At 43.1% G+C, this 14,514-nt stretch carries 14 protein-coding genes; 2 read left to right on the top strand and 12 right to left on the bottom strand.

Features of this window, described 5'->3' with window-relative positions:
- Nucleotides 1-234 precede the first annotated feature (234 nt).
- Together B4K11_RS07985 and B4K11_RS07980 are read right to left on the bottom strand one after the other, a co-directional pair.
- Complete coding sequence (locus B4K11_RS07985) at nt 235-393, bottom strand: hypothetical protein (RefSeq protein WP_292956428.1); 159 nt, start codon at nt 391-393, stop codon at nt 235-237.
- Nucleotides 390-545, bottom strand: a complete 156-nt coding sequence (locus tag B4K11_RS07980) for an oxidoreductase-like domain-containing protein (protein ID WP_292956425.1) — start codon at nt 543-545, stop codon at nt 390-392. The genes B4K11_RS07985 and B4K11_RS07980 overlap by 4 nt, the downstream gene beginning before the upstream one ends.
- 384 nt (nt 546-929) lie before the next feature.
- Between B4K11_RS07980 and B4K11_RS07975 the strand changes: the two genes are divergently transcribed.
- Nucleotides 930-3,158: an NADP-dependent isocitrate dehydrogenase gene (locus B4K11_RS07975; protein WP_292956422.1), complete on the top strand. Its 2,229-nt coding sequence runs from the start codon at nt 930-932 to the stop codon at nt 3,156-3,158.
- Between the two features lie 101 nt (nt 3,159-3,259).
- Nucleotides 3,260-3,583: a hypothetical protein gene (locus B4K11_RS07970; RefSeq protein WP_292956419.1), complete on the top strand. Its 324-nt coding sequence runs from the start codon at nt 3,260-3,262 to the stop codon at nt 3,581-3,583.
- A 432-nt stretch (nt 3,584-4,015) separates the two neighbouring features.
- Here the strand turns inward: B4K11_RS07970 and sthA are convergent, their stop codons facing one another.
- The 10 genes from sthA to B4K11_RS07920 all read right to left on the bottom strand — a co-directional run bounded on the left by sthA (nt 4,016) and on the right by B4K11_RS07920 (nt 14,402).
- Nucleotides 4,016-5,416 (bottom strand): Si-specific NAD(P)(+) transhydrogenase, encoded by a 1,401-nt coding sequence (sthA, locus tag B4K11_RS07965; RefSeq protein ID WP_292956416.1) that lies wholly within the window; start codon nt 5,414-5,416, stop codon nt 4,016-4,018.
- Between the two features lie 90 nt (nt 5,417-5,506).
- Nucleotides 5,507-5,746 carry a (Na+)-NQR maturation NqrM gene (gene nqrM / locus B4K11_RS07960; RefSeq protein ID WP_292956413.1) on the bottom strand — a complete coding sequence of 80 codons (240 nt, stop codon included), beginning with the start codon at nt 5,744-5,746 and terminating at the stop codon, nt 5,507-5,509.
- A gap of 9 nt (nt 5,747-5,755) precedes the next feature.
- The gene (locus B4K11_RS07955; RefSeq protein ID WP_292956410.1) at nt 5,756-6,787 is read right to left on the bottom strand and encodes an FAD:protein FMN transferase; all 1,032 of its coding nucleotides are present in this window, start codon (nt 6,785-6,787) and stop codon (nt 5,756-5,758) included.
- Between the two features lie 7 nt (nt 6,788-6,794).
- Complete coding sequence (gene nqrF, locus B4K11_RS07950; RefSeq protein ID WP_292956407.1) at nt 6,795-8,021, bottom strand: NADH:ubiquinone reductase (Na(+)-transporting) subunit F; 1,227 nt, start codon at nt 8,019-8,021, stop codon at nt 6,795-6,797.
- Nucleotides 8,022-8,054: 33 nt separating this feature from the next.
- Nucleotides 8,055-8,663 carry an NADH:ubiquinone reductase (Na(+)-transporting) subunit E gene (nqrE, locus tag B4K11_RS07945; RefSeq protein ID WP_292956404.1) on the bottom strand — a complete coding sequence of 203 codons (609 nt, stop codon included), beginning with the start codon at nt 8,661-8,663 and terminating at the stop codon, nt 8,055-8,057.
- Nucleotides 8,663-9,322: an NADH:ubiquinone reductase (Na(+)-transporting) subunit D gene (locus B4K11_RS07940; RefSeq protein WP_292956401.1), complete on the bottom strand. Its 660-nt coding sequence runs from the start codon at nt 9,320-9,322 to the stop codon at nt 8,663-8,665. The genes nqrE and B4K11_RS07940 overlap by 1 nt, the downstream gene beginning before the upstream one ends.
- Before the next feature lie 3 nt (nt 9,323-9,325).
- Nucleotides 9,326-10,102: a Na(+)-translocating NADH-quinone reductase subunit C gene (locus tag B4K11_RS07935; protein ID WP_292956398.1), complete on the bottom strand. Its 777-nt coding sequence runs from the start codon at nt 10,100-10,102 to the stop codon at nt 9,326-9,328.
- Nucleotides 10,089-11,300, bottom strand: a complete 1,212-nt coding sequence (locus tag B4K11_RS07930; RefSeq protein ID WP_292956395.1) for an NADH:ubiquinone reductase (Na(+)-transporting) subunit B — start codon at nt 11,298-11,300, stop codon at nt 10,089-10,091. Before B4K11_RS07930 ends, B4K11_RS07935 begins: the two co-directional genes overlap by 14 nt.
- A gap of 2 nt (nt 11,301-11,302) precedes the next feature.
- Nucleotides 11,303-12,643 (bottom strand): Na(+)-translocating NADH-quinone reductase subunit A, encoded by a 1,341-nt coding sequence (locus tag B4K11_RS07925; protein WP_292956392.1) that lies wholly within the window; start codon nt 12,641-12,643, stop codon nt 11,303-11,305.
- 325 nt (nt 12,644-12,968) lie between these two features.
- Nucleotides 12,969-14,402, bottom strand: a complete 1,434-nt coding sequence (locus tag B4K11_RS07920; RefSeq protein WP_292956389.1) for a glyceraldehyde-3-phosphate dehydrogenase — start codon at nt 14,400-14,402, stop codon at nt 12,969-12,971.
- Nucleotides 14,403-14,514 lie beyond the last annotated feature (112 nt).

Genomic DNA, 14,514 nt, shown 5'->3' with positions numbered 1-14,514 from the left:
CAAAGAAGCGGCACCTGAAGCTAAGGTACCTGTAGCCGAAAGCAAAGAAGCTGCATCCCAAGCCAAAGCGCCTGAAGCAGATGCCCCTGCTGCACCTGTTCGCAAACGCAGAACACGTAGAGCACCTAACGACCCTCGTAATCGTAAAGAGAGCGAGAAGAGCTAAGGGCTTTTCAAATAGGGAACAAAACGGGGCTAGCTAGCCCCGTTTTTTTTATTTGAATTCTTATATTTTTATTTTTTCTTAAACAGATCCAATAACTTCTTCTTAGGATCTTTTTCCTCTGTTGGCAGAGCCTTTTCAAAACGCTGCTGCAGCGCCTCAAACTTCTCCTCCTTCTTACGATGCCTTTCTTCTTCTCTTTTTGCGTTCAGATCGACTATTTTGCTCACGATAATTCTTCACTCTTTCCTATTTGTGAAGCCTTCTGCGTATTCCAAGCTTCAAGCGCTTCGTAATAAGCGTCCCAAATACAATATGAACAGCCACTTTCGCAACACTCATAGTCTTCAGGTGGCTTTGGTTTTTCTGTTAAATCGGTCATATCGTCTTCTTTCATCATGTAATCATTTTACTCTCGGGCATTATTTAATCAAATCTAAACAATGACCCTGTATAACTAACACTAAGTAGATACAACTATTGTCTTACTACAAATAACTACATTTTTGGCCAAAACAACTAGTAAAAATATCTAAAAAACAAGAAAAATGCTGCATTGCAGCAAAAAACTGGCAAATAAAGTTGTAAAAACACAACAACATTAGCCATAAGTACATAGGCCAGACGTATGACAGTTGCACTTAATTCAGTATAATTCTGTTACTAAATTACAACTATCGGGTTTGAGATAGTAGAGAGAGGGTAGCCACAAGCCACCTTTGTTCAAACCCTTGGCAGCACCGCCATAAAACTTTTGGGGAATACAATGACTACAAAGAACCAAACGATCTATTACACCCTTACAGACGAAGCTCCATCACTTGCAACATGCTCGCTTCTTCCGATTGTTCGCGCATTTACTTCTGCCGCCGACATCGACGTTAAAATCACAGATATATCTCTAGCTGGCCGTGTACTATCAGCCTTCCCCGAAAAGCTTACTGATAGTCAACGTGTTGAAGATGGTTTGAAATTCTTAGGTAACTTAACGCAAGACCCTAAAGCAAATATCGTTAAGCTTCCTAACATCAGCGCTTCAAGCCCTCAGCTAAAAGCCTGCATCACTGAACTTCAATCCCAAGGTTATGACGTTCCTAACCTACCTGAAGCCCCTACTACAGATGAAGAGAAAGAGATCTTAGCTCGCTATTCTAAAATTTTAGGCAGTGCTGTGAACCCTGTTCTTCGTGAGGGTAACTCTGACCGTCGCGCACCAGGCGCTGTTAAGGCCTTCGCTCGTAAGTTTCCTCATTCTATGGGTAAATGGAGCAAAGCGTCACGTACTCATGCTGACTACATGCGTGAAGGTGATTTTTTCTCAAGCGAGCAGTCGATCACAACAGAAGAAGCTTGTGATGTGCGAATTGAATTTGTTGCACCAAACGGCGATGTTACCGTTAAGAAAGAACTTAGCCTAGAAAAAGGCGAAATCCTTGATAGCATGCGCATGAGCTGCAAGGCATTGCGCGACTTCTTTGAAGAGACCCTACAAGACGCTCAAGATACTGGTGTTATGTGGTCTCTTCACGTAAAAGCGACCATGATGAAGGTTTCCCACCCAATCGTATTTGGTCATGCTGTTACAGTTTTCTATAAAGAGCTATTTGAAAAATACGCTGATCTTTTTGAAGAATTAGGCGTGAACCCAAATAATGGTATCGGCAGTGTTTATGACAAGATTGCTACACTACCAAGCTCTAAACGCGAAGAGATTGAAGAAGAGATCCACGCTTGCCATGAGCACCGCCCAGAGATGGCCATGGTTGATTCCGTCAAAGGTATTACCAACCTGCACGTTCCTTCAGATGTTATCGTTGATGCATCAATGCCTGCGATGATCCGTAATGGCGGCAAGATGTGGGGCCCTGATGGCCGTCCAAAAGACACTAAAGCCGTTATGCCTGAAAGAACATATGCTCGCATCTATCAGGATATGATCAACTTCTGTAAAACCAATGGTGCATTCGATCCAACCACAATTGGTACCGTTCCAAATGTTGGTCTTATGGCTAAAAAAGCTGAAGAATACGGCTCTCACGACAAAACCTTTGAAACTGAAGAAGGTATTATGCGTGTAGTTGCTACCGACGGCACGGTTCTAATGCAGCATGATGTAGAGAAAGGTGACATTTGGCGTGCTTGCCAAACTAAAGATGAGCCTATTCGTGACTGGGTTAAACTTGCAGTTACTCGTGCGCGCCAATCTGATACGCCAGCAATCTTCTGGTTAGATCAAGAACGTGCACATGATCTCGAGCTTACGAAAAAAGTGAATAGTTATCTTAAGGACCACGATACAGAAGGTCTTGAGATCTCTGTTAAGTCATACAGCCAAGCTATCCGCTTCACAATGGATCGACTTATTCGCGGAAAAGATACAATCTCTGTTACAGGTAATGTATTACGTGATTACCTTACAGACCTTTTCCCAATCATCGAACTAGGCACTTCTGCCAAAATGCTATCTATCGTTCCAATGCTTAAAGGCGGCGGTATGTATGAAACAGGTGCTGGCGGATCAGCGCCAAAACATGTACAGCAGGTAGAAGAAGAAAACCATTTACGTTGGGATTCACTGGGTGAGTTTTTAGCACTTGCAGTATCTCTCGAAGATGCTGGCATTAAGAACGACAACCCTCGCGCTACCATCCTAGCTAAAACACTGGATGCAGCAACAGGAAAACTTCTTGAGAACAACAAATCACCTTCTCGCAAGACTGGTGAGCTAGACAACCGTGGTAGCCACTTCTACCTAGGCATGTACTGGGCACAAGAAGTTGCAAACCAGACTGAAGATACTGAGCTAGCAGCTGAATTTAAAGAACTAGCTGACGCACTTACAAAAAACAAGGATCAGATTATTTCTGAACTTGCAGAGTGCCAAGGCTCTCCAGCCGCACTAGATGGTTACTATCACGCGGATAGAGCTGCTGTTAAAAAAGTTATGCGCCCTAGCGCTACACTTAATAGCGCCCTAGCGGCAGCAACAAAATAAGCTAAAATGCTTTACAAAACCCGGCTATATGCCGGGTTTTTTATTACCTATAGTAAACAGCGACTATACTGACAAGACCATATCCCATCGAGCGTGTAACAATGTTCCTATACACAAACATTGGCACCACCTTGTGCTTCCTATTTCTAGCTACAAGCCTTTCAGCTCACGAGGTTAATCTCAATACACATAACCTCGCTCCTTATAGCACCTACATCGATGGTAAGATCTCAGGAACTGCCGTAGAAGTACTTAGATGCACTGAAAAAAAACTAGAATATACCGCTTTTAATATCTCAGTTTATCCATGGAAGAGAGCACAGCATATGGTAAAGAGCCATGCCGCTGACGGATTCTTTGCCGCATCACAAAGCGCCGAGCGCGACGAGTATGCTGTTATGTCCAACATAATTGCAGAGCAGTAATGGACTTGGTATCTAGCAGCGAATAATACTTCCAACCCAAATGACAATACCTTTAAGCAGAATGCTATTGTGACGAGTTTCTTAGGTGCCAACATGCAAAGCTGGCTAATTGATAACAAGTACCGACTTAGCTCTTTCCCCCCAGTAAACAGTAAACAGTAAACAGTGAACAGCTACTAAAACTTCTGATTCACGATAGGGTTGATGCAATACTTGCAAACAACCAAGTTATGGAAAAGCTCATCCAACAAGAAGGCGTAAAATATAAACTCAGATCGGTCACTCATTCAAACAAACCACTTGGCGTGTATTTTTCCAAACAGTTCCTACTTAAACATCCGCTTCTTTTAGATCAATTTAACTCCGCAATAGATGACTGCAGGCATAAAAAAAGCACGCCGTAGCGTGCTTTAGGAATGATACAAAGAAGATTTATAGATTTGCCACACGATTCAAGCCAGAAATAGCTGCAACTCGATATGCTTCAGCCATTGTCGGGTAGTTAAACGTTGTATTAATGAAATACTTTAACGTGTTTGCCTCACCTTCCTGAGCCATGATTGCTTGGCCGATATGCACAATTTCAGATGCGTGCTCACCAAAACAATGAATACCTAGGATCTGCAAAGTATCGCGATTGAAAAGTATCTTTAACATGCCAACAGGCTGACCATAAATCTGCGCACGAGCGGTATCTTTAAAGAAGGCCTGGCCTACTTCATAAGGTATACACTCATCGGTCAACTCCTCTTCAGTCTTACCAACGGAACTGATCTCTGGAATAGTATAAATACCTGTAGGGACCTCATTAATATAGCGGAAATCCTCTGCAGAAAGCATATCTGCAGCAGCAGCACGCCCCTGATCAAGAGCAGCGGAAGCAAGACTAGGCCAACCAACTACATCACCTGCAGCATAAATGCCTTCACATGATGTCCGGTAATGCTCATCCACTTCTAGCTGTCCACGACCATTAGCCTCTAATCCAATATTGTCTAACTTAAGCGTTTCTGTGTTACCACTGCGCCCGTTACACCATAGAAAGGCATCAGCCCTAATTTTCTTACCAGATTTGAGCGTTAGAACAACACCACGGTCATCTGCTTCAACACTTTCGTAGGTCTCATTATGGCGAATCTTCACCGCATTATTACGCAAGTGATAGCTTAATGAATCTGAGATTTCTGCATCCAAGAACGAAAGTAATCGGCTTTGGTTATCAATAAGATCAACCTTTACGCCCAAACCACTAAAAATTGAAGCGTACTCAGATCCAATTACACCCGCACCATAGATGATAAGAGTACGTGGCGTGTGGCTAAGCTTTAAAACTGTATCTGAGTTATAAATACGAGGATGTGTAAAATCAATATCAGCAGGTTTATAAGGTCTAGAGCCTGTTGCTATAACGATATTCTTCGCTTTAAGAACCTCATCGCCTTTTACAGTTCCTTTAACTAGAACCGTGTTTTTATCTTGAAATTCAGCCACACCGAAAAATACATCGATACGATTTCTTGCATAAAAATTAGTACGCAAAACAACCTGACTTGAAATAACCTTCTCTGCCCTTTTAAGTACTTTCGGGAAAGAAAACCAACGCGGCTCACCAATGTCTCGGAACATTGGATTCGTATTGAACTCAATAATTTGCTTAACTGAGTGACGCAACGCTTTAGAAGGGATAGTACCTTTGTGGGTACAGTTACCACCCACCGCTTCTTGCTCTTCGATAACTGCAACACGACGCCCCTTTTTAGACGCATTCATTGCCGCACCTTCACCCGCAGGCCCAGAGCCGATCACAATGACATCATAGTCATAAACCGCCATCACTTTCCCCTATCTCTTATAGTTATATCTTATTGTTTAAGCAGATATTTTTCTTAGTTGCTAGCTTACTCTTACTAACAGAGCTCTCAATTATTCTTTAGATTTAACTTCATAACCAAGATCAGTAGATGCAGCCTCTTTCGCTTGTCTTTCCTGCTCTTCATCACATTTTTGTGGATCATCCCCACAGATACTACACTTACCTTCTATACCTACGTTAGCCAATCCGCCACATGAACCTGATATTGGCTTACGTCCAAGTATTACACCCACAGACATTGCAACAATAACACACAGCAACACAACAAATGTTAAAATAATTGTACTCATAACTTCTTCCTATTGAACAAGGTAATGATTAAAACCCGGGGTCATTTTTTCTTCAAAACCCTGGTCGGCTTTAACAATAAAAAAAGCTTCAATATTGTTTTCTATAGCAAAGGCAAAAGCACTCTCTTCCCCCATGACCATCATCGCCGTGGCATAAGCATCCGCTTCTGCACAGGTTGGCATCAGTACCGTAACGGATGCTAAACGATGTGTAATTGGGCGACCCGTATTAGGGTCTATAGTATGCGAAAAACGTACTCCAGCCTCTTCAAAATAATTTCGATAATCACCTGATGTAGCTATACCTATATCCTTAACAGCAATAACCTTTTGAATAGCTCTATCAAATCCCGCAGAAGGCGACTCAATAGCTATTTTCCAATTAGAACCGTCCGGCTTAACACCTTTCGCTCTTAACTCACCACCTATCTCTACCAGATAGCTACTTATTCCATTACTTTCTAACAAAGTAGCAATCACATCTACACCGTATCCTTTGGCAATCGCAGATAGATCTATATAGCTTTCTTTATGTTTCGTCAGTTCTCGTTTATTAAGCTGCAAAAATTCAAAGCCAATTTTCTCGCGGATAGCATCAATCTGATCCTGAGCAGGCGCTTTTATTATACGCCCATCTGGGCCAAAGCCCCACAAATTAACCAAAGGACCGACAGTTACGTCAAATGCACCGGATGATTTTTCACTAATCTCATCAGCTTTAACTAAGATTGTATACAATTGAGCGGAAAGCTCTACAGAACTGTTTGCAGGTAAACGGTTGATAATTGATAACTCAGAGTCATCAATATAGGTGGACATTGCTTGATTAATATCCACTAACGCTTGATTAATTGCGTTTGTATCGACTGATTCTTGCTGATTAGGGACCCACTTAACGGTAAAGGTCGTCCCCATAGTAATCCCTTGATAAGCCTTGATATCCTGAGGCTTATCTTGGCACCCACTTATCGAAACCAATAAAAACAAAATGGCCAGCAGCTGAGCTGCCGGCCATTTATTGGCTTGTCTTATGACAAACATATCTTATTTAACCACCGAAGTCGTCTAAGAAGATATTCTCACGCTCTACACCCAGATCAAGTAGCATCTGAATTACAGCGGAGTTCATCATTGGTGGTCCACACATGTAGTACTCACAATCCTCAGGCGCTTCATGATCCTTAAGATAGTTATCGTACAGTACATTATGAATAAAGCCTGTCATACCTTCCCAGTTATCTTCTGGCTGAGGATCTGATAACGCTAAGTGCCACTTAAAGTTATCATTCTCCTCCTGAAGCAGATCATATTCTTCATTGTAGAATGACTCACGTAGTGAACGTGCGCCATACCAGAATGTGATTTTACGATCAGTCTGAACACGCTTAAGAATATCGAAGATATGTGAACGCATTGGTGCCATACCAGCACCACCACCAATAAAGCACATTTCATTGTCAGTATCTTGAGCGAAGAACTCACCAAATGGCCCATAAACGGTGATCGTATCACCCTCTTTAAGATTGAACACATAAGATGACATGATTCCTGGCGGGAAATCCGTACCCGGAGGTGGAGACGCGATACGAATGTTGAACTTAACAACACCGCGCTCTTCTGGGTAGTTCGCCATAGAATAAGCACGGATAGTTGGCTCAGTTACTGTGGAGACATACTGCCACATATTAAACTGATCCCAATCACCGCGATACTCTTCCTGAATATCAAAGTCTTTATAGTTAACTACATGTGGTGGGCATTCTAATTGAACATAACCACCTGCACGGAAATCTACATTCTCACCTTCAGGCAGACGTAAAGTCAGCTCTTTGATAAACGTAGCAACGTTAGGGTTAGATTCAACAGTACATTCCCATTTCTGAACACCAAAGATTTCCTCTTCGAGCTCAACTTCCATATCCTGTTTAACTGCAACCTGACAAGATAGGCGCCAGCCTTCTTTAGCTTCACGCATTGTGAAATGAGATTCCTCAGTTGGCAGCATAGAACCACCACCACTGTGAACTTCACATTTACACTGTGCGCAAGTACCACCGCCACCACAAGCCGAAGGAATAAAGATTCCCTGATCAGCAAGCGTCTGCAGCAGTTTACCGCCAGCAGGTACAGTAATAGATTTTTCTGGGTCGTTATTGATACTAATCGTAACGTCACCAGAACTTACAAGTTTTGTACGCGCTGCCAAAATTACTGCAACCAGTGCAAGCACCACTGCAGTAAACATGACAACACCGAGAACGATTTCAGCATTCATTGGCTAATCCTTCCTTTGTTGACCATGTAGGCATTAAAGCGATACGCCAGAGAAAGACATGAAGCCTAGAGACATCAAACCTACAGTAATGAAGGTGATGCCCAGACCACGTAGACCTTCTGGCACGTCGCTGTATTTTAGTTTTTCACGGATTCCTGCAAGCGCCGTAATAGCCAACGCCCAACCGATACCTGCACTCACACCGTAAACCACTGACTCACCAAAAGTGTAGTCACGCTCTACCATGAACAGCGCAGCACCCATGATCGCACAGTTAACTGTGATCAAAGGCAGGAATACACCTAAAGAGTTGTATAGAACCGGTACATACTTATCTAGGAACATTTCCAAGATCTGTACCATCGCCGCGATTACACCAATATAAGAGATATAACCGAGGAAGCTCAAATCAACTTCTGGATAACCCGCCCAAGCCAAAGCGCCTTCACGGAGCAATAGGTTGTAAATTAGGTTATTTACAGGTGTCGTAATTGCCAACACAACGATTACAGCAATACCTAAACCTAAAGATGTTTGAACTTTCTTGGAAATTGCCAAGAAAGTACACATCCCTAGGAAGAATGCCAACGCCATGTTTTCGACGAAAATCGCCTTAACGGCAAGGCTGATATACTGTTCCATTACACAGCCTCCTTCTTACTGTTTTTAGCCAGTTCAAACTCTGGTGCTTCAACTTGATCCTTGTAAAAGGTACGAACCAACCAGATGAACATACCGATGATGAAGAATGCACTTGGTGGTAACAACATCATACCGTTAGCCAAATACCAACCGCCATCATTAACTAACGGCAGCACTTCATAACCAAACAACTTGCCTGCACCAAATAGCTCTCGCAAGAAACCAACAAAGACCAGAACAACACCGTAACCTAAACCGTTACCGATACCATCCATGAAAGAGATCCCTGGAGGATTCTTCATTGCGAAGGCTTCAGCACGACCCATTACGATACAGTTAGTAATGATCAGACCAACAAATACAGAAAGCTGCTTAGATACATCATAAGCGAAGGCTTTAAGGATCTGGTCTACCACGATTACCAATGATGCAATGATCGTCATCTGACAAATAATTCGAACGCTGCTTGGGATCTGATTACGAATAATAGATACAAACAGGTTTGAAAATGCAGTTACTGCGATTACAGCCATGGTCATAACCATCGCTGTATTCAAGTTTGATGTAACCGCCAACGCAGAACAAACACCAAGGACCTGAAGTCCAATAGGGTTGTTCTTAAAGACTGGATTACTCAGTACTTCTTTAGCTTGTGACATCGTTTACGCCCCCCCTGCTTTCAGGTTAGCCAAAAACGGTGCATAACCGTTTGCACCCATCCAGAACTGAACAAGGTTAGTCACGCCGTTTGCAGTCAAAGTTGCACCTGCTAGACCATCAATCTGATGCTTAGCATTAGGATTAGATGTATCAACAGAGCCTTTAACTAGACCCAGCGCTGGCTCCATAGAACCTTCTGGGTAAACAGCTTTACCTGGCCACAGTGCTTTCCAGTTTGGATTATCCACTTCACCACCTAGACCAGGAGTCTCAGCATGAGAGTAGAAACCAAAACCAATAACAGTATTCAAGTCACCTTCAAGCGCCAAGAACCCGTAAAGTGTAGACCACAGACCATAGCCGTGAACCGGAAGAATAACTTTCTCAAGTTTTCCATCCTTTTCTACCATATATACAGGCATTATTTTCGCCTGATACTTAATAGAAGCGATGTCTACATCTTTAGTAAGCACTTTACCCAATACTGGGTCTTTAGCAGCTTTCTTAGCATCGTACTTTGCAGGTACATCAGTAGTGAACTTACCTGTTTCTAGATCAACATACTTAGTTGTGATCTTAGAAAAAAGTTCTTCTACAGATTTGTTTGCATCAACGATACCAGCTGCAGTTAAAATGTTGCTTTTACGGTCTAAATCTTTGTTAGCAAGCTGCTTAGGTTTAAGCAACACTGCAGCCGCAGATACGATTACCGAGCAGACAACACATAAAAGAACGGTAACGGTAATAGTTCTACCGATAGTGTCATTATTTGCTGACATTGCGCGCAACCCTCCGTTTAATGTTCGCCTGAACAACAAAGTTGTCAATCAGTGGTGCAAACAAGTTAGCGAATAGGATCGCCAGCATCATTCCTTCCGGGAATGCTGGGTTCACAACCCTGATCAGTACTACCATTACACCAATCAAAGCACCAAAGTACCACTTACCTTTATTGGTCATGGATGCAGACACTGGGTCTGTCGCCATAAAGAACATACCAAAGGCAAAACCACCCAAGACAAGATGCCAGTAGAACGGCAAATCAAACATTGGGTTAGTATCGGAACCGATCAGATTAAACAGAGTAGCTGTTGCAACCATGCCCAAGAAGACACCCGCAACAATACGCCAAGCAGCAACCTTAGCTATCAGCAGTACAAGACCACCTGCAGCAATTGCTAATGTAGACACTTCACCTACAGAACCTTGAACGGTACCAATAAAGGCATCAAACCAAGTAATGTTCTGCGCAAGAATCGCATCAACACCGCCTGAAGCGGCAAGGCTTAGAGGAGTTGCACCGGAGAAACCATCAACTGCAGTCCAAATCGCATCACCTGACATCTGTGCTGGATAAGCAAAGAATAGGAATGCACGACCCGTTAGTGCTGGGTTAAGGAAGTTTTTACCTGTACCGCCGAAAACTTCTTTACCAATTACAACACCAAAGCTGATACCTAATGCTACCTGCCACAATGGGATACTTGGAGGAAGAATCAATGCGAACAGAACAGAAGTTACGAAGAAACCTTCGTTTACTTCATGCCCACGCTTCATTGCAAACAATACTTCCCAGAAACCACCTACAACAAATGTTACAAGGTAGATAGGCAACCAATAAGCTGCACCCAGGATAATATTGTCCCAAAGACTTCCAGGATCAAAGCTTGACACACATCCCGCTAAGGCTGCCTGCCAAGATGAAGGCTCGGCAATGCCCAAATCGGCCATTGCAGTATTTGCCTGCAGACCAACATTGTACATACCGAAGAAAATTGCTGGGAATGTACACATCCACACCAAAATCATCATACGCTTCAGATCGACTGCATCGCGTACGTGAGCTGCTGTTTTAGTTACATGACCCGGCGTATAAAAAATAGTATCAGCTGCTTCATACAGCGCGTACCAGTTTTCATACTTGCCGCCTTTGTGGAAATGCGGCTCCATTTTATCAAGAATATTTCTCAAGCTCATGATCAGGCCTCTTTCTCGATACGCGTCAGATTGTCGCGAAGGATTGGGCCGTACTCATATTTGCCTGGGCAGGCAAAAGTGCACAGCGCGAGGTCTTCTTCGTCTAGCTCCAGACAACCTAGTTCCATCGCATGAACGATGTCACCCGTAACCAACGCACGTAACAACTGCGTAGGTAGGATATCTAGTGGCATAAGCTGCTCAAACTGACCAACCGGAACCATAGCTCGCTCAGAACCATTCGTCGTAGTCGTAAAATCAAACTTCTTAGAACGATTAAGGAAAGACACGAAAACGTTAAGAACAGAGAATTTATTAGTACCTGGAACAACCCAGCCTAAAAATTCACGCTCATCACCTTCTTCAAGAATAGTGATCTGATTTGCGTAACGACCTAAGTAAGCGAATGCACCTTGAGTAGCCGTACGACCATTCCATACAGAACCACTAATTACACGGTTATGCTCACCTTCTTGCGCACCAGCAAGTAACTGCTCGAAGCTAGCACCTAAACGTGTACGCAACAAACCTGGCTTAACCGCACGAGGACCAGAAACAGTCACAACACGATCAGTAAACAATTTACCTTCAGTAAATAGCTTACCAACAGCAATGACATCCTGGTAACCGATCGTCCACACTGTTTTAGTTTGTGATACTGGATCAAGGAAGTGAATGTGAGTACCAGCATTACCCGCTGGGTGGCCACCTTCAAACTCCTCAACTGTAACACCATCCGCGGACGGGATATCAGCACCTGGCGCTTTACACAGATAAACTGTCGTTTCAGACAATTTAGTCAGTATCTCAAGGCCTTGAGAGAATGCTTCCTTTTGTTCAGCAATAATAATTGCAGGATCGCCTGCTAATGGATTGGTATCCATTGCTGTAACAAAAATAGAATTAGGAGTAGTACCTGGCTGCGGAACACGGCTAAATGGACGTGTACGAAGTGCAGTCCATAAACCGGAATTTACTAGATTATCTTGCACTTGTTCGCGCGTTAATCCAGACAGTTCATTGGCACTATATTTATTAAATTCAACCGCATCATCACCATCCAATTCAATCACTACAGATTGAAGTGCACGACGATCACCACGATTAATTGCCTTAACTACACCAGCACCCGGAGCTGTGTAATTAACACCTTCAGTTTTCTTATCAGAAAAGATCACTTGACCGAGTTTTACTCGATCACCCACCTTGACGGCCATGGTAGGTTTCATACCTACATAGTCAAAGCCGACTACGGCAACGGAGTCTACTGCTGGGCCATCTGTAATAGATTGCTCAGGAGCGCCCGTGATCGGTAGATCCAGACCTTGTTTGATCTTGATCATACGCCTCACCCAATTACGTTAAATTCTTTCAGGATTCAACTTTCGTTGTAGTTACAATCACGGCCTGTCCCCGAACGTGACGATAACTTTTATTTAATTATTACGAAAGACGAATTACCCCACCCAAAAATCTGCTTAAGTATACCTGAGCAAGCGCCTGTTTTTCTACAAACACCCTGACTTATCAGGCCCATCAACAAACTAAAGTAGGTACAGAAACATAGAATTATTAATTATAAGCTAATTCTTTAATAGAATAACGAGCAACAAACCAACAAAAAGCCACCTATTGGTGGCTTTTTATACAAAACGACTATTTAGTTAGCTACTTCTGCTTTGGGAAAGCTGGAAGCGTGCACTGAGCCATTTTTTGCATTAATCGAACAACCTGGCAGCTGTAACCGAATTCGTTATCGTACCAAACATAAAGTACGCAACGTTTACCGCCAGCGATAGTCGCCAACGCATCAACAACACCCGCAGCACGAGAACCGACAAAATCTGTAGATACCGCTTCAGGAGAGTTGCTGTAATCAATCTGCTTCTGCATTGAACCATGAAGCGCTGCTTCGCGAAGGTACGCATTAAGCGTCTCTTTATCAGCTTCAGTTTCAAGATTAAGGTTCAAGATTGCCATTGAAACATTTGGCGTAGGTACGCGAATCGCATTACCTGTTAGCTTACCTTCCATTGCTGGAAGTGCTTTAGATACAGCCTTTGCCGCACCAGTTTCAGTGATAACCATGTTTAGGCCAGCTGCACGACCACGACGATCACCTTTATGATAGTTATCAATAAGGTTCTGATCGTTTGTGTAAGCGTGAACAGTTTCAACATGACCATTCTCAATACCATACTTATCGCAAATAGCTTTAAGCACTGGCGTGATCGCATTGGTAGTACAAGATGCAGCGGATAGGATTGTATCTTCAGTAGAGATATCCGTATCGTTAACACCCATGACGATGTTCTTAACGCCTTTACCTGGAGCAGTAAGCACAACGCGAGAAGCACCTTTAGACTGCAAATGCAGAGAAAGGCCTTCTTTATCACGCCATTTACCCGTGTTATCAATAACCATTGCGTTATTGATACCGTAAGCCGTGTAATCAATTTCATCAGGAGAATTAGCGAAGATAACCTGAATCACATTACCGTTTGCAGTAATTGTGTTGTTTTCTTCATCAACTGTGATTGTGCCTTTGAATGAACCGTGAACTGAATCGCGACGCAGTAAGCTAGCACGCTTCTCAAGATCTTTGACCGCAGAACCTTTACGAACAACCATTGCACGTAGGCGTAGCGCTTGACCGCCACCTGTACGTTCAATTAAAAGACGCGCCAATAAACGACCAATACGACCAAAACCGTATAAAACAACATCAGTTGCTTCACGCTCTTCGGTATCAATCGCTTCAGCAAGCTCTTCTTTTAAGAAATCTTCTAGATCCTGGCCATTACCTTCGTTACGGTATTTAACAGCCAACTTACCCGCATCAATGTGCGCATTGCGTACATTAAGGTTTTTCACTGCTTCAAGAACTGGCAGAGTGTCTATAACTGTCAATTCTTGTTCTTCAACCTGACGCACAAAGCGGTGTGCTTTCAGAATATCTACAACAGAACGTTTGATAATCAGACGACCGAATACTGAAGATTCGATATTCTGATCACGGTACAAACCACCTACTAGTGGCACCATCGCTTCAGCTAGCGCTTCGCGTTCTTTCCAATCAGTAAATACTTGATCTTGGCTCACAATGAGACTCCAAAAAGCTGTTTTAACTCGTCGGTATTCATTAATAGAACGCGCAAACTAGCACCCTACTAACAAACCCATTAAAAATTTGGTGCGCGCATTATCCTCTTTT

Source organism: Neptuniibacter sp. UBA6509 (assembly GCA_002435145.1).
Lineage (GTDB): Bacteria > Pseudomonadota > Gammaproteobacteria > Pseudomonadales > Balneatricaceae > Neptuniibacter.
Note: the sequence above shows the minus strand (reverse complement) of the source record. Positions and strands in the feature narration are given on the sequence as shown.